The sequence below is a fragment of the Paenibacillus dendrobii genome, from assembly GCF_009807035.1.
Classification (GTDB): Bacteria; Bacillota; Bacilli; order Paenibacillales; family Paenibacillaceae; genus Paenibacillus_AQ; species Paenibacillus_AQ dendrobii.
In genome coordinates, this window is sequence record NZ_WUBI01000003.1 from 716,524 (window position 1) to 738,949 (window position 22,426).

16 protein-coding genes are annotated in these 22,426 nt (G+C 53.4%); 2 read left to right on the forward strand and 14 right to left on the reverse strand.

Annotation, left to right across the window (positions count from 1 at the left end; genetic code table 11):
- Window positions 1-89 precede the first annotated feature (89 nt).
- The 10 genes from GRF59_RS21175 to GRF59_RS21220 all read right to left on the reverse strand — a co-directional run bounded on the left by GRF59_RS21175 (window position 90) and on the right by GRF59_RS21220 (window position 15,461).
- The gene (locus tag GRF59_RS21175) at window positions 90-1,196 is read right to left on the reverse strand and encodes a response regulator (protein WP_160499684.1); all 1,107 of its coding nucleotides are present in this window, start codon (window positions 1,194-1,196) and stop codon (window positions 90-92) included.
- Entirely contained in the window at window positions 1,174-4,272 is a 3,099-nt protein-coding gene (locus GRF59_RS21180) for a hybrid sensor histidine kinase/response regulator (RefSeq protein ID WP_160499685.1), read from the reverse strand. Before GRF59_RS21180 ends, GRF59_RS21175 begins: the two co-directional genes overlap by 23 nt.
- Before the next feature lie 168 nt (window positions 4,273-4,440).
- Entirely contained in the window at window positions 4,441-6,687 is a 2,247-nt protein-coding gene (locus GRF59_RS21185; protein ID WP_160499686.1) for an FAD-dependent oxidoreductase, read from the reverse strand.
- Window positions 6,688-6,691: 4 nt separating this feature from the next.
- Complete coding sequence (locus GRF59_RS21190) at window positions 6,692-7,537, reverse strand: carbohydrate ABC transporter permease (protein WP_160499687.1); 846 nt, start codon at window positions 7,535-7,537, stop codon at window positions 6,692-6,694.
- Window positions 7,538-7,560: 23 nt separating this feature from the next.
- On the reverse strand, window positions 7,561-8,442 hold the full coding sequence (locus tag GRF59_RS21195; RefSeq protein ID WP_160499688.1) for a carbohydrate ABC transporter permease: 882 nt from the start codon (window positions 8,440-8,442) through the stop codon (window positions 7,561-7,563).
- A 224-nt stretch (window positions 8,443-8,666) separates the two neighbouring features.
- Complete coding sequence (locus tag GRF59_RS21200; RefSeq protein WP_237391948.1) at window positions 8,667-9,995, reverse strand: ABC transporter substrate-binding protein; 1,329 nt, start codon at window positions 9,993-9,995, stop codon at window positions 8,667-8,669.
- Window positions 9,996-10,147: 152 nt separating this feature from the next.
- Complete coding sequence (locus tag GRF59_RS21205; RefSeq protein ID WP_160499689.1) at window positions 10,148-10,900, reverse strand: response regulator; 753 nt, start codon at window positions 10,898-10,900, stop codon at window positions 10,148-10,150.
- 24 nt (window positions 10,901-10,924) lie between these two features.
- Complete coding sequence (locus GRF59_RS21210; RefSeq protein ID WP_160499690.1) at window positions 10,925-12,718, reverse strand: sensor histidine kinase; 1,794 nt, start codon at window positions 12,716-12,718, stop codon at window positions 10,925-10,927.
- Window positions 12,719-12,894: 176 nt separating this feature from the next.
- A complete protein-coding gene (locus GRF59_RS21215; protein ID WP_202128783.1) occupies window positions 12,895-14,169 on the reverse strand; it encodes a BNR-4 repeat-containing protein in 1,275 nt (424 codons plus the stop codon).
- A 323-nt stretch (window positions 14,170-14,492) separates the two neighbouring features.
- Window positions 14,493-15,461 carry an acetylxylan esterase gene (locus GRF59_RS21220; protein ID WP_160499691.1) on the reverse strand — a complete coding sequence of 323 codons (969 nt, stop codon included), beginning with the start codon at window positions 15,459-15,461 and terminating at the stop codon, window positions 14,493-14,495.
- A gap of 208 nt (window positions 15,462-15,669) precedes the next feature.
- Here GRF59_RS21220 and GRF59_RS21225 point away from each other — a divergent pair, with 208 nt between their 5' ends.
- The gene (locus tag GRF59_RS21225) at window positions 15,670-16,212 is read left to right on the forward strand and encodes a YceI family protein (RefSeq protein ID WP_160499692.1); all 543 of its coding nucleotides are present in this window, start codon (window positions 15,670-15,672) and stop codon (window positions 16,210-16,212) included.
- Between the two features lie 138 nt (window positions 16,213-16,350).
- On the opposite strand, the gene GRF59_RS21230 is transcribed toward GRF59_RS21225, so the two are convergent.
- Complete coding sequence (locus GRF59_RS21230; protein WP_160499764.1) at window positions 16,351-16,779, reverse strand: MarR family transcriptional regulator; 429 nt, start codon at window positions 16,777-16,779, stop codon at window positions 16,351-16,353.
- A gap of 161 nt (window positions 16,780-16,940) precedes the next feature.
- On the opposite strand from GRF59_RS21230, the gene GRF59_RS21235 reads away from it, so the two are divergent.
- Window positions 16,941-18,227, forward strand: a complete 1,287-nt coding sequence (locus GRF59_RS21235; protein ID WP_160499693.1) for an amidohydrolase family protein — start codon at window positions 16,941-16,943, stop codon at window positions 18,225-18,227.
- Window positions 18,228-18,266: 39 nt separating this feature from the next.
- On the opposite strand, the gene GRF59_RS21240 is transcribed toward GRF59_RS21235, so the two are convergent.
- Genes GRF59_RS21240 through GRF59_RS21250 form a run of 3 tightly spaced genes read right to left on the reverse strand, consistent with a single transcriptional unit; the run spans window position 18,267 to window position 22,311 of the window.
- Window positions 18,267-19,787, reverse strand: a complete 1,521-nt coding sequence (locus GRF59_RS21240) for an ABC transporter substrate-binding protein (protein ID WP_160499694.1) — start codon at window positions 19,785-19,787, stop codon at window positions 18,267-18,269.
- 28 nt (window positions 19,788-19,815) lie between these two features.
- A complete protein-coding gene (locus GRF59_RS21245; RefSeq protein WP_160499695.1) occupies window positions 19,816-20,577 on the reverse strand; it encodes a response regulator transcription factor in 762 nt (253 codons plus the stop codon).
- A gap of 6 nt (window positions 20,578-20,583) precedes the next feature.
- Entirely contained in the window at window positions 20,584-22,311 is a 1,728-nt protein-coding gene (locus GRF59_RS21250; protein ID WP_160499696.1) for a sensor histidine kinase, read from the reverse strand.
- Between the last annotated feature and the right edge of the window lie 115 nt (window positions 22,312-22,426).

Consider the following 22,426-nt stretch of genomic DNA (forward strand, 5'->3'; position numbering starts at 1 on the left):
AAAAACAGCCTTCAAATGAGTATCTGAAGACTGTTTTCTCTACATTTTCTGCGATTGTCGTCTGCTACTTTCGCCCCAATCGTCCCGTTCTATTCTCCCTTCAGCTCCATCTGCTCCATCATCGCCCGCACCCGGCGAACGCCATCCTCGTCCCCAGCCTGGTACAGGCAATCCACAAGCAAGTCATAATAGGGCAGCCGGCTTGGCTCCAATTCGATCAATTTCCAGAGAAGCTGCAAGCGGAATTCATTCGGTACCCGTCCGAGTGCTGCATTCATGGAGGACATCATGGCCGAGCGAAGCTCCATCCGGTAGGCATTGGCCCATTCGTAATGCTCCATCTCCAAATAATCGCCGCCGCTGTACAGTCTGATCATGTCTTCGGCTTTAGTTGCCGCATCTCCTTCCTTCAGCATTCCAAGGAGCTCCTCCAAGTCGCTGCGGATGGCCGACGAATCAATCCAATACCGCTCATCACCGTATTTCACGAATCCGTCGTAGCCTTCCGCCTTAAATAGGCTCCGCAAGTAATAAAGGGACGTATGCAGCAGCTTTTGTCCTCGTTCCGCCGAATCATCCGGCCACAAATATTCCAGAATCGCGTATTTGTATACCGGCCGACTCCGATGATGCCAAAGCAGCGCAAACAGCTCCTTCGTTTTCTTGGTACGCCATGTCAATAGCCGGCCGTCTGGAGCATACAGTTCCATGCTACCCAGCACTTTAAGCAACAGCCGCGGCTTATCTTCCGCGTATCCTTCGAGTCCAGCCGCCGGGCTGGCGGCATTCAGCTCGTTCCCACGCATGGATTCAACGCTTCGGATCTGCCTTTTGGCTTGCCGTTCCGCATAACGGGATAGCGTCTTAACAAGCCTGTCCTTGGCGACGGGCTTAAGCAAATACCCGATGGCGGAGGTGTCGAACGCGTCAATCGCATACTGGTCGTGGGCCGTCACAAAGACGATTTCAGCATCCGGACAGCATGCTGCCAGCGCTCCTGCAGCCTCCAGCCCGCCCATTCCAGGCATTTCGATATCCAAAAAAATCAAATCCGGTTGGAGAGTGCCGCATTGTTCAATCGCTTCGGTAACCAGTTGAAACCTGCCGACTACCTCCACATCACCAACTTCGTCCAACAAAATGCCCATGACGTCAAGTGCGATCTCTTCGTCGTCAATCAGAATGGCTCTCCACATAGTGCCCCTCCGTCAAATAAATCGTGATTCGAGTTCCTTCGCCTAAGCGGCTTTGAATGTCTAGACTTCGTCCGTACCTCATTTGCAGACGGCGGTTCACATTTCCGATGCCGATGCCCCCGGTCTTTCCTTGTTCCAGCTGCCTCAGCGTCCCTTCATCCATTCCGACTCCGTCATCCTTGACGACGATCTCGACACCGTTATCGCCGCGGCGGACGATGATATCCACGGTCCCTCCCTCGGGCTTTTGCCCGATCCCGTGGCGGACGGCATTCTCGACAATAGGCTGAAGGGTAAGCGGAGGCAGCATACTGTGCACATTGTCTTCGATTGTATAGCGGACGACCAGCCGCTGACCGAAACGAAGCAGCTCAATGGCAAGGTAGGCGCGCACCAGCTCCAATTCCCGTTCCAGTGGAACCGCGTCTCCTTGGAAGACGAATGTAAACTTGGCACGAAGATACGTGGTCAAATGATGAATGGTTTCCCTCAGCTTGTCCACATTCTTGTAGCTGAGCCCAACCAAGGCATTCAGGCTGTTGTACAGAAAATGCGGGGAAATTTGAGCCTGCAAAAAATCCATCTCCCTACGTACAGCCCACTCCGAGGAGCTTTTCATCGCCAGCAGCGACTGCGCCCTGGCCCGAAGTTCCGCCAGTTCAAAAGGCTTTTGCAAAATATCGTTAGCCCCCGCAGTAAAAGCGGCCAGAATGTCACGCGTCTGCCCCGAGGCGGTCAGCATCAGCACCGGAAGCTCGGCCAGACCGTGCAATGAGCGGATTTTCCGGCAAATGTCGAGTCCCGACACGCCGGGCATCATTAAGTCGAGCAGCACGAGGTCTGGCTTCTTGCGCCGCAGCGCCTCCAGTGCCTCTGCTCCGCCGCCCGCCGTTGTATACGTATGACCCATGGAGGAGATTGCATCCATCGCTACCTTCAGGTTGGAGGGCTCATCGTCGACGATCAGAATATGGAACGTCTCCTCCAACCCGGCGGGCATGAACGGGAGAGCAGTGATCGGTTCGAGGTTCTCTGGAGACTTCATGTGCTTCTCGTACTCTGTGCATTCCTCGTCCACCGTATATTCGGCGTATTCTGCGACTGCCGCCGCCTCGCGCGCTCCACTCCAGGCAATCGGCAGCGTGAACGTGAACCGCGAACCGCGGCCAACTTCGGACTCTACCTGCAAATGCCCACCCTGCAGCTCCACCAGCTGCTTCGATATGCTGAGCCCGAGCCCGATGCCATCGCGTGATTGGAAGCCTTTCTCGTCATGTTGGAAAAACGGCTGAAACAGGTCGTCCATGATTTCAGCCGGAATACCCCTCCCGGTGTCGCTAACCGAAACAGCCAGCATCTCTCCCCGTCTTTCTGCCGAGATCGAGACGTTTCCCCGGTCGGTGTACTTCAGCCCGTTCTCCAGCAGATTGTGCAAAATCTGCCGCAACCGATTCTCGTCAGCCAGTACAAGCGGAAGCGCGGGAGACAGCTCGCTTACAAGCCGGACGCCGCTCTTGATCGGCGAAATCGACAAGGTCTCCATGACAAAGCGGGTCGATACATACAGATCAACCGGCTTCGGCTGCACATGGAGCTGACCGTACCGAATCCGGTTCATATCGAGGATGTCATTCACCAGCCCGGCAAGCCGCCTTCCGATCAGATGCAGCAGCCTGACGTTCTCGCGATGCCCTGCTGCGAGTGGCACTTCCTTGTTTTCCAGCAGCGCCTCCGACAGATTGATGATGCCGTGCAGAGGCGTGCGAAGCTCATGCGACGTTTTTGCCAAAAATTCGTCCTTCTGCCGGTCATGGATCAGCAGTTGTTCGGCCAAGCGTTCGCTGCGCAGAAAAGCTCCCCGAATCCGGTCCGTCATCAGGAACGACTGCGACAGTACGACCAGCAGCAGCGTGACGATGATGTAATAAGGACTATCCAGCGCCAACTGGTAACGGGTCTGGGCAAACACCCAACTGATGATTAAAAAGAACACGCCGAGTAGAATATAAAAAACCTGGATTCCCTGATGACGATTGCGGAAAATCGAGGCGAAAATGAACCCGAAGGCCACAATCTGCAAAACAACGCCGGGCCACAACAAAACCATTAGATAATCATTCGGAAGCGCGGCCAGCAAAACCAGATAAACACAGGAAACCCCAAGGAATGTCCTAAACCAGTACCCGCTTCTGTCGCTTAAATAGAGGCGCACATAATGAATAAAGAACAGAATAGACAGGTACGGGAGGATGAACAACAGCTTTTGCAACAGCAGAAATGACATCGAGGGAACCAGGTTCCCCATAATAATTTCGTTGTCGATACTGAAAAAAAGCCCCAGTGCCCAACAGAACAAGCTGAAGAAAATCAAGTACGGCTCCCGCCGCCATTGCCTGAACATCCCCGCAAAATAAATGCCAAAGGACAGCAGCGTGGTCATAACGATCACGTCGGCTATGCGGGCGTTATCTCTCCGGGCCATGACGTCGACCGTTAGCCCGAACTCGGGTGCTTGCACAAGTCCTCCTTGCAGATATCGATAGCTCGACACCCGGACGATAATATCGATTTCCCGGCCATCCGCCTCGATCGACCCGAAGAATGGAACATTGCTGGGCACAAAATCATTATCCGACAAGGCAGGTTGCCCAGTGCCTCCAAGCTCCTTGCCGCCCATGTAAATGCGGCTCGACATCCGAATCTTTTTGGCTCGAAGACCGTAATCGCCAAGATCACCCACCCGTATCCGCAGACGGTAAGTCCCGGCGCCATAGCCGTCATCCGACACCTTTCCCTCCCAGTCTCCGGGGACAGGGAGAAGACGCCGCTCCGCTTGCAGCTCCGTTCCCCGATCGGCGAAGTCCCGGGGCGTCAGCAGCCGATCCTTGTAAAATTCCCATTCGCCTCGAAGCGGGATGATCCCCTGCTGCGTAAAGTTCCAATGTCTGGCATCCAGCACGCCTTCATGCGCTTTCGGGTAGTTGACATTTGGATGAAGCCATTCATAGATGAAAATTGAGGTCGCGACGGCAAATACGGCGACCATGACGATCAGACCTGACAATTGCTTTTTCATAGGCTGCATGTTCCTTCCTGCCAAAGGAGAAAGATTCAGAACCCCACTTTTTCCCATTCAAGCTTGGTTAAGGCTATCATACCACGGCAGCAAAAAAAGCAGATTCATAAAATATAATAGAAGTACTTCAAAAAGGCAGCCACCCGGAAGGGTAGGCTGCCTCAACTGTTAATACACCCGAATTTCCACCAACTCGGCGCAAGGGGCGCCGTTCGTTTCTTCGATCACGACGCGCAGCGCATCGGCCAAGATCGAGCCCTTCAAACGGATGCGATTGCTCCTCCGCCGATTATCCTCGGCAGAAGCCACCGTACTCCAATTCCCTTGGACCCGTGCCTCGATCCGGTAAGATTTCACCAGTTCCGGGATGGTATCGAATGACGTGCGGTGATGATGAAGGTTAATCAGGTCTTCATTCACGTCGTCGTTCCACGTCAACATGATTTCCTTCATCGATATTTCATGCTCCCATGTCAATTGCAGCCAAGCCTCGCTCTCCGGACCGATCGGCTCGGATGCCCACAGATTAGGACCGCCGAATGGCCGCTTGTATCCGCCAACCGCTTTTTCCGGCGCATAAGCTGTGGTCATGCCCTTGACCTTGAAGCAGAACGGCTGGCGGACCACAGCTTTCATGCTCCAGGCCACAACCGGTTGATTCTCGTCGTGGTCCTCCAGATTGGACGACGCGTTCGGGACCGCTCCCTTCTCGAAGGCGAGGACGCCGGTAAGCGGTTTGGACGTCCGGTACAGGCTGACGCCCGGATTCTCGCGAATGATGACAAAGGCGTTCTGCGGCGCGTCCGGTTCCCAAGCGAGGGGGATGGATACCCACTGCGCTTCGCCCTTGGCGATGGCCGCTTCGGCTTCAGCCACCTTCGAATACGGCACGTAATTCTCCGGACGTCCGGTGTCCCATAACTCCACGGTAAGCCGGGTATCCTCGGCTGCGTCTACGAGCAGCTCCAGCCCTTCGACTGCCGGCTCGACCGGGAACAGCACCGCGACATCCCGGCTTAGCTGAACGGCGGAATCCGGGTTGTCGAAGGAGATGGCTCTGCGAACCGATGATGCCGAAACCTTCGCCAGCGATGCCAGGTCCTGATCGTCTTCATGCGACAGACCAATAATGGAAGCGTCCTGGCGCAGCAGCGTCTGCTGCAGCTCCTGCAGATGCGAGCGGTAGATATCGCGCGGCGACACGCCCTTCGCTGCGCACAGCGAAGCAGCGGTGCCGGCCGCTTCCCCCATGACCGCGCAGGTCGCCATGACGCGCGTCGTGCCGAACGCCACATGGGAAGCGCTGACGTTCCGGCCGGCGAACAGCAGATTTCCTACGTTCGCCGAATACAGACAGCGGTACGGAATATGATAGTTGCCGTCCGCATGCATATGCTTGGAGCCGCTGGCTTCGGCATACATGCCCTGCGGCGGATGCAGGTCAATGGACCAGCCGCCGAAGGCGATGCGATCATGGAACGGCTCCTGCGCGATGATGTCGTTCTGATTCAGCACATAGTCGCCGACGAAACGGCGGTATTCCCTTTTTCCCGGAATGGAACCGACCCATTCCAGGGTCATGGTATCGGCCTCAAACTGCCCCGAATTTTTGATATAATCCCAGATGCCATAAATGACGGACCAGAGCTCGTCCCGGATCGCTTCATTATGATGAACCGTGTCCAACTCGCCGCCCCACTCAATCCACCAATAATGGCAGCCCGAATCGCCACTGCGGATGACCCGCTTGATCGGGATCGGCGTCTGCGTGATGTCCTTGGCGAAGGAAGGCGGCACGAACCGGACGGGATGCCCCGCGTCCTTCGTATAGAATAGCAGTGTGCTGCCCAAGGTAATGCCGTCCGTTTCCTCCGGCGCCCACGCTTCCCCGTATTCATGGGCGGCTTCACGGCCGATCCGGTACCGGGCTCCCGCCATAAAGCCGACGAGACCGTCGCCGGTACAATCCAGGAAGACCGGACTTTCCAGGCGTATGCGCCGTTCGGAGCCCATCATCCAGCCGGTCACCGACCGAACCATGCGGTTCTCCTCCGGACCATCCGCCTCAACTTCATGCACATCGGTATTCAGCAGCAGCGTAATGTTCGGCTCCGCCTTGACCGCTTCCAGGATAACCAAATCCCACAAGTACGGATTGCCGTCCGGGTTGCGGTACTGGTTCTCCACGAACAGCTCGCCCATGATGCCCGTCTCCCGCGCATACCGGTTAATGCCGTGCGCGGTCGCCCCGCACACCCATACCCGTACTTCGCTGCTCGAATTGCCGCCCAGAACCGGGCGATTGTTCACCAGTACGACCTTGCTGCCGAGCCGTGCCGCCGCAATGGCGGCGCATACGCCTGCCAGCCCGCCGCCGATCACGGTCACGTCGCTTCGCATCGTCTCCGTTTTCATCTTCTCACCCTTTCACCGCTGAGTTGGTCAAGCCTTGAATAATGTAGCGCTGGCCGATCGCGAACACGACGATCATCGGAATAATGCCCGCAGAAGCCGCGGCCATCATGCCGTTGTAATCCACCGTATTTTCCAGGATGAAATTCTGAAGTCCAAGCGGAATAGTATACAGCCGCTCGTCGATCAGGAAGACCAGCGCATTCTCGTAATCGTTCCACTGCCAGGAGAAATCGATGATGGCCAGAGTAGCCAGTGCCGGTTTGGCGAGGGGCAGAATGAGCCGGAAGAAGATCCGGAAATGCCCCGCTCCGTCGATGAAGGCCGACTCGGAAATCTCATGGGGAATGGACAGAAAGAACTGGCGCAGCATAAACACGCCGAAAATCGTGAACATGCCGGGCAGGATCAACGACCAATGCGTGTTGTAGATGCCGGCCCATTCAAACATGATGAACTTGGGCACGAACAGTACCTGCGGGGGAATCATCATCATGGATAAATAGAGCATGAACAGTGCATTTCTCCCCTTGAATTCGACCCGGGCGAAGCCATATGCCGCGAAAGCGGACAGGAACGTGGCTCCGACCATGCCGATGAAAGCGATCTTCAGCGAGTTCAGATAATAGGTGCCGAAGCTTTTCGGGCCGCTCCACACCTTTAGATGATGCTCCCACGTCGGATGCGCAGGAATCCATTCGATCGGGTATTTGAACACCTCGGTCGGGGTTTTCAAGGACGTACTGATCATCCATAAAAAGGGCATGATCATCACGATGGCCAGCGCCAGCATGATCAGCGTCACCAGCAGCCTGCCCGGCGTGCCGGAAACGAGTCGTTTTTTGAGTTCCATGATGCTTCAGGCCTCTCTTTCTGTTAATAGTGGACCCAACGTTTTTGGCCGATCCATTGAACCACGGTGATGATCAGGATGATGATGAACAGCGCCCACGAGATCGTGGCGGCATAGCCCATGTCATAATATCGGAAAGCATTCTGATAGACGTACAAGGAAAGGATGGTCGTGCTGTTCCCAGGACCGCCCTGCGTCGTCGCCTGAATAATACCGAACGTCTTGATCGTCATGATCATGCCGGTTACGAGCAGCAGGAACGTCGTGGGACTGACGAGCGGCCAAATGATTTTACGGAGCAGCTGACCCGGCCGCGCACCATCGATCTTCGCGGCTTCCAGCAGTTCCGGCGATACTTCTTGCAGCGCGGCCAGATAGATGATCATGTTATAGCCCATCAGGAACCAGATCCAAATGATATCGATGGCGAACATCGAAGTTGTCGTGGTGGACAGCCACCCCGGCGGATGCTCGATGCCGATGCCGCGGAGGAAACCGTTGATCGGCCCCTGCTTCGGCTGAAACAGCAGCATCCAGACAAAGGCGACGGCTACCCCGCTCGTGATGTACGGCATGAAATACAAAGCGCGCAGCAGCTTTTTTAAATAGATCCGTTGGTTCAGGATGACCGCGACGACGAAGCCAAGCGCGATCGACACCGGCACCGCCACGAGGAAGAGGACCGTATTCTTCAGCGACAGGTAGAACAGCTTGTCGTGCAGCATCCGGATGATATTATCGAAACCGACGAACCCGACCTTGGGATTCATGAATTTATAATCCGTGAAGACCAAGCCCAGGGAATATGCGGCCGGTATGAGAAAGAACAACAGCACGCCGATCATGCTGGGCCCGATAAAGACGTAACCCAGCCTCCGCTGCCTTCTCATCCAATGGTTGTTCATGCGTTTTCCCCTCATTTCTTGATTTGATGTACTCAGTCTAGCAAGCCGCAGCGGTTCACGAGAAGGAACAAAACCATCGTCTTCATACCACAAAATGATGCAAAAAAAACACCGTGCAGCTCGCCGCATGGCGCTTGGTCATCAAATTGTTCTATCTGGAATAAAAAAGAGACGGCCATCAAGCTTGGGCCGTCCCTTGTCATTTTCACCTCCGCAGCAAATGATTACTTTTGCGGATTGGATTTCAAATATTCGTTATGCCGCTTAACCATCTCCGCCACTGCCGCATCCAGACCCTGGGAACCCAGGAAGTACTTTTCGTATTCCTGCGAGCGCAGATCCATAACTTCCTGCGGAACGGTACGGACAAAAGTCGGTGTCTTATTGTCGAACATGACGTACATCAAGGATTCCTGATCGTAGGTGTCCCCTTTGTCGCCGAGCATGCTCTTCAGCGCCGCGTCCTGATCGGAATCCTTGGATGCCGGCAAACGCCCTCCTGCCGCCATCGGCGCCATGCCGCCGTCCGCGTACCATTTCAGAAACTCCCATGCTTCCTTTTGATGCTTGGACTTGGCGTTGATCGAGATATAATCACCCAAACCGCCGCGCGTCACGTACTTCGCCGCATCCTCTTCCAGTCTCGGCACCGGCGCGAACGCAATTTTGAAATCGCGCGGATAATCGGTGAAGTTGTTAGAGCTGCGGAGCAGCCATGCCCCGATGTTCAGCATCGGCACTTCGCCGCTGAGGAACATTTGCTCGACCGGCATTTTGGACGTCAGCTGCTCGCCGAGCGGCGGCGTCGTTTGATCATCCTTCATCATGCGGTTCAAGGACTCCAGCCATTTTCTCACCAGCGGGTGATCCAGGTTGGACGTCCCGTCCGCTTTGGTATAGCCTTCTTTGGCGAGCACCGAGTCGATCGGATCAACGTACGGCTCGGTGTTTTGAATGAAGCCGTATCCGTCGCCTTTTTTCAGCTTTTTGGCGTATTCCATCATCTCTTCCCAGGTCCAATCCTTCGGAACCGGCAGATTGGCCGCATCCAGGGCGTCCTTGTTCAGCGCGACGAAGAACGAACTTTTCGTCGTCGGCACACCGTAATATTTGCCTTCGATCTTCCAGCCTTCGGCTTCCGGCCCCATTTTCTCATCAATATTATAGTCTGTGAATGAGCTCAAATCGGCTGCTGCCCCCGACGTTACCCGTTTCGTCGCCTGCGAAGCGGAATAGTTGATGAACAAGTCCACATCCTGGCCGGTCATAATCGCCGTATCCAGCTTCAAATTGCCCTCATCGTCGTTTACGTACCGCACGTACTCCACTTGAATGTCCGGGTGATCCTTATTCCAGGCGTCCATGACCTCCTGCGGCCCGGCTTCCGGCGGAACCCCGCCCCACATTTTCAGCTTAACAGTACCCGAGGACGAAGCAGCCTTCGCATCCGCCCCTTCGGCTTCCCCTTTGCTTCCGCCGCCGGAGCAGCCCGACATCACGCCCGCGATCAGCGCCAGCGATACGAATCCCGCAAGCAAACCTTTTTTTCTCAATTGAAGCCCCCCGCATCAAATAGGAATGTTGTGTTGCAGCTCAAGGATAGCAAAGCAGCGGGTCACGCCGTAAGTAACAGAATCATGATTTCCATGGAACAGATATACGCAGTTAGGGGCTTATCACCGGTCGCCCGGAGATGCATTTTGTTCTATTGCTTCATCCGGTACTGGCTCGGCGTCATCCCCGTCATCCGCTTAAAAATTTTAATGAAATAGTTGTCGTTCATGAACCCGACGTTCTGGCAAATCCGATTGACCGGAAGATCCGTCGTCGTCAGGTATTCGATGGCCTTCTCGACCCTTGTCCGGTGCAGGTAGTGGATCAGCGTCTCCCCGGTTTTCTTTTTGAACAGGGCGCTGACGTAGTTTTCCCCCATCATGACGTAGCGTGCGAGTGATCTGAGCGTAATGTCCTGGTCATAGTTTTGTTCGATGTATTCCATGATTTTGTTCACTTCGGGATGGGTGATCTTCTCCCGGGCAGCCGCAGCCGGACGAACCGGACGCTCGGCCGGGGAACGCTGGGCCGACAGCTCCCTGCTCACCTTCACCAGCGTCTCCCGCAAATCCTTGACGCTCATGGACAGCTTCAAAATATAATTGGATGCGCCGTATTCCATGGCTCTGCGCATCGATTCGAAATCGCCGATGCAGGTCAGCATGACGAACTTGGATGCGATGCCTGCTTTCCGCGTCTCCTGCAGCAGCTCCAGGCCGTCCATCTGCGGCATGACGATATCGCACAGCACCAGATCCGGCGGATCTTCCTTGATCATCGGCAGCGCCTCCAGGCCGTTGCTTGCCTCGCCGGCCAGCGTAAAACCCATCTCTTCCCACCGGATGATCTCCTTGACCGATTCCCTCACGAACGTTTCGTCTTCCACCAGCAGTACCTTCCACATATGCGTTCTCCCCTTCGCAGTTCGCTAGATGATATCGGATTGCCGTGCACTTTCGTAGGGCTCGGACAGCAGCACCGGCAAATGCATGCGGCACAGCGTGCCCTGCTCGAGCGGAATGATCTCAAGCTCTCCTTTGTCCTTGAACAACAGGCGCAGCCGCTCCCGCACGTTTTGCAGCCCGATGCTCGGGCGCTTGCGTCCTTCTTCACGTTTCTTACCGGACTGCCCCATGCCGGCGCCGTTGTCCTCGACCTCCAGCGTAAGCCGGTCCGGCAGCTCCGGGCTGCGACCCATCCGGATCAGAATCCGCCCGCCTTCCGCCATATTGCCGATGCCATGCTGAATCGCGTTGTCCACCAGCGGCTGCAAGCTCAGTTTCGGCACCAGCGCGTAGACCAGTTCCTCGTCATAGCTGAACTCCACTTGAAAGCGGTTCCCATATCTCACCTGCTGAATGTAGAGGAATGCGCGCGTGAGCTCGATTTCGTCGCGGAGATGAATCAGGTCTACGTCGGAATTCAGACTCGTCTCCAGCAGCTTTCCGAGGGACAGGCATATTTCCACGATCTCTTCGTTTCCGCCCCGCAGCCCGATCCACTTCATTGTATTGAGCGTATTCAGCAGGAAATGAGGGTTCATCTGGGCCAGCAGCATTTGAAAATGCACCGCATCCTTCTGCCGTTCCTCGGCCCGCAGCCGCTGGACGAGTCCGTTCATATCGACCATCATCGCATTGAAAGTCCGGGTCAGCTCCAAAATTTCGCCCTTGTAGCGCTTCTCGGGCAGCCGGATCCGAAGATCCTTGTGGACCGCTTCCTTCATTTTTCGCTGCATATGGGATAGCGGCCTCGTAAACGCATGGGCAATCATGAACGCAACCGCAATAAACGCGGCGGTAATGACGTAAAAGGTCACGAAATACTGTTTCTTCAGGGTTTCGATTTCCCGGAACAACAAATGGAGCGGAATCCGGTCCACGAGGTACCAGTCCAGGGAAGACAGATAGCTGTAGTTAACGAGCGAGTCGGACTGCTGATCCGTCCAGTGGCCGTTTTGCGGCAGACTTGCGATTTCCTGCACGGCTTCCGGAGACAGCGAAGCATCGGGGATGGACCTTGCGATCACCTCGCCGGAACGGGTCATGATGAAATAGGCCTGATCGCTCTCGGATTTTTGCAGCATGGATTGGAACCAGAACGAAAAATCGATGCTGATGCGCGCCAGGCCGTAAGCCCGGTTGCTGCGGTCCCGAAGTTCTGCATACAGGGACAGCAGTGCCGGGCTTTTGCTGATATCCCGGGACACGTAATTGTCATCGTCAGACACCCAAAGATAGGAACTCTTGGCCTCCTCCAGCGCTTTGAACGACGGGTTCGAAGCAATCTGGCTGTAATTCAGCGACTTATTCGGCGGATAGGACGTATATACATGGCTGCTGTTGTCGAGCAGCGTGAAATAGACGGACGGATTATACAGGAAAAAGCTGTTATTCAGACCTTTGAATTTGTCCTCCATAATCTCCTTGTTGTCCAGGACCGAACGCTCCTCCGGCTGCTGCAGGATGCGCCTGATTTCCGAATCCTGCTCCAGGAAGATCAGGGTCTTGAACGCGATGCTGAGCTGATCCTCGAGCGAGCGGTGCAGATTGTCCAGCTGTTCGTGGCTCTGCTCGCTGATTTTATTTTGGACAAGCGATTCGATTTTCTGGTAGTTGTATAAGTTCAATACGCTGAACGGAAGCAAAATGACGAGCGCAAACACGGCAAACAACCGGTATTTCAGCTTGTGGGGAACGAGGTGGCCGAGCCATTTCCGCATCACGAGAACTCCTTTATACTCTTGGTGCTCCCATTATATCTCACGCGATGTCCATAGATAAGAATGTTCGTGCAATACCATAAAAATGTAGCGTCCCGGGCCGCTAAAAGCATCAAATCGTTCTATTGACAAGTGCAGAACCGCCCCCTTCCATCTGAGCTGTTGTGTTTTTCGATTTAATTCCTGCCATAATTCAGCTTGCGGTTCGTGACGTCCACGAGATACAAAATATCGACGCCGTTATCATTGCGCTTCACGCTCAGCCGCTCGATCGGCTTGCCTGGCGCAATGGACGTTTGGCTCCAGCCGCCGCCCGACGGGACGGCCATGAAGGCGCGGTCCGTACCGCTGCTTTTGGCGTAGTACACCCGAGGCACCGAGCCCGCCCACGTGATATCGATGGCTGCCTTGGTCTCCGACGCATTATACACCGTCTGCAGGTTCCAACCAGCGCTACCGTAAGATGCATACTTCACGGAGAAGGTGGTGCTTCCTTCCTCCCGATAACGGTACGCAACGACAGGGCTGCCCGCGGAGTCGACGGCCAGCTTGGCGCTCTGCACGCCGGGCCCCCCCGGATCACTGCCCGTTTGAACATACACTTCGGTCGCGGCAAGCGGCTGGATGATATCCGCGGTTCCAGGCTTCAGCGGCAAGGAGACGGCGCTGCCGTCGGCCTTGGTGAAACTGCCCGTCGCCGGGCTGTATTTGACGTAAGACAATTCATGCCGCAGTGCGCTGGCCGCAAAAGCGGACCACTCAAACAGAATGTGCAAGTCGCCGTTCGCATCGAACACGAGATCGTCAGGGTAGAACGATCTGTTCAAGGACGAACCAACCACAGCCACCTTGGACCACGTGGAAGCCGCATTGTCAAAGCGGAACAGCTGCCCGGACCGGTAGCCGGCGGCATCCTCGCTGGAACGTATCAACAGGTACACGTCCCCGTTCGGCGCCGTGGTCAAGACGGGATACGTGCCTTTGAACGTGGAAGGCGTCGGCATGTCGGCGGAATGATTTTGCGGCGTTCCCCCGACCGTATCGGAACGGAAATAATGCCAGGCTTCATCATGCATCGAAGCAAACACATGGAATCTCCCGCTTCCGTCCCTGGCGATCGACGGCTGGTTATGGCCCACATCGTCGGTGTACTCCGCAACCTTGCTTCCATCCATCACCGGAATGTTGGACCATGCCCCGGTTCCGTCCCGGCGGGCGATATAAACCTTGTGCGTCGATTCGACGCTTCCGGGGGCGTTATAAGCCATGTAGGCGTACTCCAATCCCGTTCCATACGTTTCGAGCGGGGACCACCAACCCGCCTGATTGCTTGAATCCATCGCATACGGTACCTCGGTTAGTGCCGCGGCAGCGCTGCCCGTTCCTGCGGGCAGGAGCGTCGCCAGCATCAGCGCCGCAATTCCCATTTTCCACGGTCTGCCTCTTTTCATATCATCATCCGCCTCCTTTGGTATGTTAACCCTCTCATATGCAAAGCATGGGACTCTATCCGGCCGGTATAGTAAAGCGCTTTCATTTTTTTATGTGGGCATGACGTCGTCATGGATATCGTAGCACGACGGCCCGTCCAACTGTCATACACAAAATGATGCTTCCCATAGAACAAAATCACTTCATTTTCAAAGCTGGACGCTACCTTATCCCCAAAAAAACGACGCCGGGTTGGCGCCGCTTTTCAAACCTTCGCATGCTCGATTCTCCGCCTGCCTCCATGCAGTGGTGAACAATATCCGATCAATTCCTATTCATGGTCTCACTCTTCGAACCAGTCGGGAAAATGATTACGTAAATAGTCCAGCTTGATCTCCGTATGGCCGGCCCCTCCGCCTTCATGCCCGTTAAACGGATAAATGACGATGTCTTTGCTGTTCGTGATCCGGTTATAGGTAGCGAAGTACATCTGCGGCGGACACGTTTCGTCCTTTAATCCGACGCTGGCGAGCACCCTGCACGAGATGCGGTCCGCAAGGTTCATCGTATCGAAGTAGCTCAGGTTGTCCATCACGAGGTCCGTCTGCTCCGGGTGCTTGTTCAGATATTCGGCTACCGCCGCAAAAGCCCCGTGGTTACCTTCGATTCGGCAGACGAGGTTGCTGTTGCTCGGCACGTCCACCATCGAGAGCACCGGACGGTCGTCCAGAGCGGATACCGCCGTACCGAGCGCCCCGCCCTGGCTGCCGCCTTCGATGACGATTTTCGAAGCGTCGATATCCTCCTGGGCGCAGGCGAAGTCGATCGCCTTCAACGCATCCATATACGCGTACCGGTAATAATACTCCCATTTGTTATGTACGCCCTTGCTGGCTACATTCGCTGTATACCCGTGAGAGTAGGAAGCGTTGTTGCCCGTCCGTCCTCCCTGGTCGCGGCAGTCCACGGACAATACAGCCATCCCCATCATCACCCAATGCATGAGCTCGGAGGGCTTGCCCCGGCTGCCGTTAAAGCCGTGATAATGGATGAGGCACGGATATTTCTCCTTTTTCGCAAATGCCGGAACGATCAGCCAGCCGTGAATTCGGGTTTCATCCATTCCGTAATAAGAAATTTCGTAGACCTTTGCGTAGCGGGCCGGGTAATCCACCTGATCCCTCTCCGGCTCCAGCGGGACCGCCTTGGCCTGCTGGATCGTGGTCTTCCAGAACTCGTCAAAATCATCCTGCTTGGTGAGAGGGGGAAGATAGCTGTATAACTCCTTCGATACCTCGTCTATGTAGCCCATCGTGTCATCCTCCTTCATAACTAGCAGTATAGCGGATGCCTCTCCCGTTTGCACCGATCTTTTGACGAAAAAATAGGATGCCCGTGTGTAAAAGAAGCCCTGGCAACGATTCACGACAAGTCAAAAACATCTTAAAACGCTACTGACAGGCTGTTGTCAGTAGCGTTTTTATATAATCAGCTTCATAAACGAAAAGGAGTGGTACGACATGACGAACACGAACACGATACTTTGGGAAGTAGATCCTCAGCACAGCTCCGTCGAATTTTCGGTGAAGCATTTAATGATTAACAAAATCAAAGGCGTATTCGAGCGATTTCAGGCTCAAATGAGCTTTGATCCGAATGCACTTGAAAACATGGCGATCGAAGCCTCCATCGATGCAAGCAGTATCACGACCCGCCAGCCGCAGCGGGACGAACACTTGAAAAGCGATGATTTCCTTGATTCAACGAAATATCCTGATATCACGTTTCAAGGCCTCCGCTGCGAACCTGCTGCCGAAGGACGGTATGACATCTCAGGAAATTTAACCATGCACGGAACGACTAAACCCGTTATCTTCCATACCGCTTTCGAAGGAATGAACCATGATCCTCGCGGCCGGCAGCGCGCTGGTTTCCATGCCATCGCCCGCATCGATCGGAGCGAATTCGGCTTGACCTTCAACTCCCCGCTGGAAACGGGCGGCGTCGTGGTTGGAAACGAAATCACGATAGAGCTTAACTTGGAAGCCATTAGAATAGAGTAGCGTTTGGATGCACGGGGAACCTTGTTCACGATTGTTCCAACGTGGCGGCATAGAGCCGTTTACGCTGGAAACTCGCTGCAGTTGCGGCCCGGGTAAGGTTTCCTGTAGGCATCAAGCTTTCATTCGATTCATCCGCCATTATAATCTTTGATTAATCTTGATCAACAATTCCTTTAACATCTGTTTCTCCTCTTCGGTAAGGACTTCAACGATCTCTTCATCGACCTTTTGGAAGGAGTCATTAAAAGCTTCAATCAATTCAACAGCTTTTGGCAAAGCATAAATATTTTTTTGCCGCTCATTATTGGCTGGAATTTTCCTCTCGATGTATCCTTTCTTCTCAAGCCCCTGCAGCATACTTGTAATGCTAGCCCCGCGCAGCTGAAATCGATCGGCCAGATCCTTTTGAATGATATCTTGATTCTGGTTCTCGTAAATATAGCTGATCATTTTTCCTTGCTGCGAGTTTAACCCCAACTCTTTTATGCTTTCATCCGCTTTTTTCTTTAACTTAAGGCCAATCATCTGAAACAATTCCAGATAGGGCGTATCTTTGCGAGGTTTCACCATTGTACCTCCTCGAATTGTTAGAATCCTAACTTTCAACATTTAAATAACTATACGGGGAGGGAGTTTGTATGTCAATTATTATATTAGTTTATTGACTGTTAGAATTCTAACTGTTATCATTCGTACTGTTAAATCATAAACTATTGGAGGAAGACAGCATGAAGAATACAGTTACGGTGATTGCAAATGCAAGGATTTTCGATGGGGAAAAAGTGATCGATTCAAGACATGTTATCATCAAAGGGGACACTATCATAGCGGTAGGAGGAGAAATCCCGGCAGACGCAACCATCATTGATGCGAAAGGTGCGACTTTATTGCCAGGCTTGATCGATGCGCATGTTCATACGTCCATTGGCGGATTAAGGGATGCTTTACAATTCGGCGTGACGACAGAGCTTGAAATGAACGGCGATTTTACGGAAAGGGGGCGTACCATCCAATTGAAAAATGTGGATAACGTCTCCGATGTCCGTTCTGCCGGTACGGCGATCACCGCTCCGGGCGGTCATCCGGATGAACTGCTGCCGGATGGCGATGAAATTCCTGATTTCGTATTAAGGGAACTCGAGAAGTTGTCGAAGGAAGACCGCGAAGCTATGCTGGCCGCTTATGCTCACGATCATGAGGAAATCCCCCAAGTGACGTCTGTGGAGGAAGCGATCAAGCATGTGCACACCCAAGTGGAGAATGGTGCGGATTATATTAAAATCATGATTGAAGAAGGAACGGTCATGGGGGCTCCGGGCTTACCTGTATTAAGCGACGAAATTCTAAAAGCGGCCGTGGAAGAAGCTCACAAGCTCGATAAAATCGTTATCGCCCACGTCTTGACCGCTCATTCTTCGCAAACCGCCATCAACCTTGGCGTGAACGGATTGGGCCACTTGTTCATCGACCGGCCCGAATCCACGCCCGAACTGGTGAAATCCATCGCCGATTCAGGCGCGTTTGTGACGCCGTGCTTGGTACTGAACGCGTCCATCCTTGGAAATCCGGCAACGGAATTGGCGAATGATCCGCGAGTTTATTCGAAATTAAGTCCGGATTGGTTGGATATTTTGAACTCCAGCTTCAATACTTTCCCGCAAGGAAATTTGGAGAATAGCTTTAAAAATGTCATGGATCTTCACCGGGCCGGAGTGGATGTTCTGGTCGGAACGGATGTCTCACCCGTCCCTGTACCGAATCTCGGCGGACTTGCGCATGGCGCCAGCGTTCATCATGAAATGCAATTGTTGGTCCAGGCCGGATTCACGCCGATCGAAGCGCTGCAATCCGCTACTTCCAAACCGGCTCGTCGTTTTGCTCTTCATGATCGGGGGCGGATCGCTGCAGGAGCGCGCGCCGACCTTATACTGGTGAATGGCGATCCGACCACCCGTATTTCGGATACCTTGTCGATTGAAGCCGTGTGGCTTAAAGGCATGAAGCAGCTCCATTGAGCGCCTTCCGAACCCTAATCTATTTAATGAATCATAACGCTACTTGTGATTCCTGCGCCACGCATCCAGCTGCCTCTGCACCTCTGCCCTGACCTCGTCAAGTCCTGCCTGCCTCAGCTCCTGATTGAACTTTGGCAGCTCGGTGTCCACATCGACGCTGCCGGTCATCAGGCTCGGGTAATATTTTTGCCAGACCATTTCGATATTCTGCAATTGGATCGGCATCATGGTTAAATCGGGCGTAAAGCCGAGCAGGCTCGATTTGACGACTCTGGCGTTGGAAGAGCGAAACTCATCCCATTTGTTGATAGGGTCCGGGTTTGCCCCGCCCATGGTCTTCAGAATAAACCAGTTGCCCTGGGTGTACGTTACCCCTGTATAATTGGGCGGCGCATCCGCAATAGGATCTCCGTTCTCATCTTTAGGAGGAATCGTCACGACTTGGCCGCTCTTATCCAAGGTATAATGCACGCCCTCGATGCCATAATTGAACAGGTTACGTACCTCAGGATCTGTATTCAGCAGATTCAGGAACTTGATGGCCTCCACGGGATGCTTCGTTTCCGAGCTGACCGCCATGATGCCTCCCCGCACGGACTCCGTCGTCACGAGCTCAGGCGTGACCGGGTGCGCCAGAACCGTGTATCCGCGATCCTTGCTCCAGCTATTTTCTGCGAGAGGGCCGCCTTCCGAAGCTTTCCAGAATACCTTGAGGCCTCTTTTAAGTCCCTGACTCTCCCGCAATGCGGCATCTTCATTGATGTATCCTGCCTTGTAATAGCGACGAAGCGTCAAGAGTACCTGCCGCGCTTCCTTCGTTTCGAAGATATTCACGACTTTGGAGCCGGGTTCCAGAGAACGCACCATCAGCGGAAGCTTCTTGTCCATGAGATATTCATAGCCATATAAAGCGAAAAAATTCTGAGAGTCTTTGTCCAGCTCCATCGGAAAATAGTCCGGTTCCTTTTGCTTAATCATCTGGAGTAAAGGCTCAAGCGACTCCAGGGTGTTGTACTGGGCAATATCGATGTTATACTTTTTCACCAGTTCTTCCGGATACATCCACTGCTGACGCACGGCCAATTCCTTATTCGTGGGTATGCCGTAAATCCCTCCGTCATCCATGCGCAACCCCTCCCAAAAAATAGGGTCGATAACATCGTACAGTCCCTCCCCTACATTGGACAGATAGTCGTTCAGCCTCAGCCACGCCCCCCGCTTGACATATCCCGTAAAGTCGGACGCAAAGGCAATGTCAAAGGGAGTCCCCGCCGACACCATCGTATTTAGCCGGTTATCATACTCCTGCCAACCCACCTTGATGTATGTAAGGGTTACGCCAATTTTTTTGGCCAGAACTTCATTGATTTTGTCATTGACCATTTGAAGATCCTTGTCCGGCTCTCCGATCGTGTAATAGACCAGATTGACCATGCTTCCGCCAGGCTCCGTACCCTGATCTTCGACTGTAGACGAGGAACAGCCTGCTGCAAGCAGTGCGAACATGCCGGTTAACGCCATGTATAAGGTGATACGGCCGAAAAAAGAGGGGTGATGCATCGTAAGCCTCCTTTCTCCCATGGGGAGCCTAACCTTTTTTCCTGAGTTCCGAAGGCGACTTGCCAAAGTACCCTTGAAAATGGGTGTAAAAATAGTTCAGGTTCGCGTATCCGACCGAAAGCGCGATACTTGCAATTTTCTCATCCGTGGTTAGGATGCAGTCCCTCGCTTGAAGCATCCGATAAGCCATCAAATATTCCGAAAACTTCATCTGGGCTTCCTTTAAAAATAGCTGCCCGAGATAGGTACTGTTCATGCGGAAGCGCTCCGCCACCGACCTCAACGTGATGTTCTGGGCGTATTCCGCCTTCACCATCAGCAGGATGCGGTTGGTCAATTTAGATAAACCTTCATATGGAATGCCCAGGATCGGATCTGTGCTCAGATCTTCACCATTCACGCCATCCAGCGTGCCATGCAAATCCTCCACGATGATTTTCTCGATCACCATCTGCAGCTTGGATCGCTCGACAGGCTTCAACAGATAATCCTTCACGCCGCAGCGAATGGCCTCCTGGGCATATTCGAATTCGCTGTAACCGCTCATAATGATATATTTCGTAGGAAGACGCAGCTCGTTAAGCTTGTTGATGATCTCGTAGCCGCGGTCTGTGCCGATACAGACATCAAAGATCGCGATATCCGGCAATAACTCCACAGCCTTGGAGACGGCATCTTCTCTGGTTTCGCTGGTCTCGATGCGGTGGAAGCCGTAGCTCGCCCAATCCAAAGTCCGTTTCATCCCTTCCAAAATCTGAGGTTCGTCGTCTACGATCAGAAGCTTATACATGCCTAATCACTCCTTTGCAATCATCACGGTAATTTTAACGCCTGCCTCCTCGTTATTATCAATCGCCATGGAAAAGCCCTCTCCATAGAAAAAGGAAAGCCTGGTATATACATTATGCAGCCCTATGCTATGAACAGGAGCGTCGTCACGGTAGGGAAGATTACGGCGGACCTCATCCAAACGCTCTTGGGTGATCCATTTTCCGTTGTCCACGAATTCCAGTACATAACTTTCTTCCGTTTCCCAGCCATTGACGATGAGCAGATTGAATTCATGGCCCGGGTTGAAACCATGAACGAAAAAGTTCTCCGCCAGAGGCTGCATCCAAAATTTGACCGTCGATAACGACATCAGCGCCTCATCCACATGGATCTGGTAATAAAACCGACCAGGGTACTTTAGTTCCATAATTTTTAAATATTGTTGCAATAACTCGAGCTCACTGCCGATGGAAATAATGTTTTCTTTTTTCACGATATCCCGGTATAAGGTTCCTAACGTCGCAATGGCATCGGCGGTATCCACATCGCGGTTCACCAAAGCCGTAGAGCGAATGGCCTCCAGCGTGTTGTACAAAAAGTGCGGATTGATCTGGTGCTGAAGCGCCTTCATTTCGGTCTCCTGCTGTTTCAGCTTGAGCAAATACTCGGTACGGATGTGTTTATCGAGCTGAAGAACCATATCGTCGAGTTCCCGGGCAATCATGCCGTATTCGTTTCGCCGGTAGCGTGCGGGAGAAATCGACGTGAAATCCGCGGTTTTCACGCGCTTGATGGAATGAATAATGCGTTTAAGGAATCTCGCGTCATCGCGCAGATTATAAACGATAAGTATCAGTACGCTGATCATGGCCATGAGTACGATCAAAAATACGGCGACGAGCATGGTGGCATTTTGACGCATGAGCAGGAGCAAATCCACGAGGACGACGAACTTGTAATTGAACTTGGTGGAGGAGTAGGTCATGTAAAACACCCTTTTCACTCCCCCAAATGAAATATAGCCGCTGTTCCGCTGCTCTGCCGCTGCTTTGAGGGCCAGCGCTTCCATCCTGTGATCACCACCGGAGACCATGTATACTTCACCGGAATCGCTCACGGCTGCGGCGATATCCAGTTTGTAGCCGCGTACCTTCTTGAACAACTGCTCGCTGCTGACCCGAAAACGGAACTCCCCGATCTGGCGCGAAATTTGATTGGGATCGGACAATTTTTTGCGGTATACGAATCCCTTCTGAATGGACTCGCGGAAGGCGTCGTCCGTGTTCGGAAGCCGAAATTGAAAACTGCCATTGCCGTTGCCGTCAAATCGGACCACATTGCCCTGAAACTCGGTATGAAGACTAATCTGAGTAATGTCTCCCTGGGCCGAGCTGTACAGAAAGGCCTTCATATCTTCGGGAAAGGAGATGAGCGGTTCGCTGGATTGGCTATTTTGCAGCCTGCCCGTGAGATATCCTTCGGCGCTGTTGCCCAAAAAGTAACGGACATCCGTCATCAGGCGATTGTTGGAATAAATGCGCTGCATGTAAGCTTCGATCCGGTCATTATCAGACTGAAGCTCGCCTTCAATCCGGGCAAAGGCGCTGACAGCCTCACTGCGGGCATTCTCGATCCACTGATACAGCAGCACCGCGCAAGTCAGAGCGCCAAGCGTCAAGCCAATAGACACCACGAATACCGTATAAGCAATGAATTTGCCGCGATAGATCTTGATCTGCCAAAAGGAATTCATGCGGCCGCCTCCTTTGCTGTTTGTCATACGGCACTCATTCCATCATAAAATGCAGGCATCAATGAATTCAATGGCATAAATCCATTTCATCATACCATTTGACTGCTTCCATCCA

Coding starts and splice junctions, on each gene's coding strand:
- GRF59_RS21175 (WP_160499684.1), bottom strand. CDS start 1,196: ATGTGGAGAGCCATTCTGATTGACGACGAAGAGATCGCACTTGACGTC.
- GRF59_RS21180 (WP_160499685.1), bottom strand. CDS start 4,272: ATGAAAAAGCAATTGTCAGGTCTGATCGTCATGGTCGCCGTATTTGCC.
- GRF59_RS21185 (WP_160499686.1), bottom strand. CDS start 6,687: ATGAAAACGGAGACGATGCGAAGCGACGTGACCGTGATCGGCGGCGGG.
- GRF59_RS21190 (WP_160499687.1), bottom strand. CDS start 7,537: ATGGAACTCAAAAAACGACTCGTTTCCGGCACGCCGGGCAGGCTGCTG.
- GRF59_RS21195 (WP_160499688.1), bottom strand. CDS start 8,442: ATGAACAACCATTGGATGAGAAGGCAGCGGAGGCTGGGTTACGTCTTT.
- GRF59_RS21205 (WP_160499689.1), bottom strand. CDS start 10,900: ATGTGGAAGGTACTGCTGGTGGAAGACGAAACGTTCGTGAGGGAATCG.
- GRF59_RS21210 (WP_160499690.1), bottom strand. CDS start 12,718: ATGCGGAAATGGCTCGGCCACCTCGTTCCCCACAAGCTGAAATACCGG.
- GRF59_RS21215 (WP_202128783.1), bottom strand. CDS start 14,169: ATGAAAAGAGGCAGACCGTGGAAAATGGGAATTGCGGCGCTGATGCTG.
- GRF59_RS21220 (WP_160499691.1), bottom strand. CDS start 15,461: ATGGGCTACATAGACGAGGTATCGAAGGAGTTATACAGCTATCTTCCC.
- GRF59_RS21225 (WP_160499692.1), top strand. CDS start 15,670: ATGACGAACACGAACACGATACTTTGGGAAGTAGATCCTCAGCACAGC.
- GRF59_RS21235 (WP_160499693.1), top strand. CDS start 16,941: ATGAAGAATACAGTTACGGTGATTGCAAATGCAAGGATTTTCGATGGG.
- GRF59_RS21240 (WP_160499694.1), bottom strand. CDS start 19,787: ATGCATCACCCCTCTTTTTTCGGCCGTATCACCTTATACATGGCGTTA.
- GRF59_RS21245 (WP_160499695.1), bottom strand. CDS start 20,577: ATGTATAAGCTTCTGATCGTAGACGACGAACCTCAGATTTTGGAAGGG.
- GRF59_RS21250 (WP_160499696.1), bottom strand. CDS start 22,311: ATGAATTCCTTTTGGCAGATCAAGATCTATCGCGGCAAATTCATTGCT.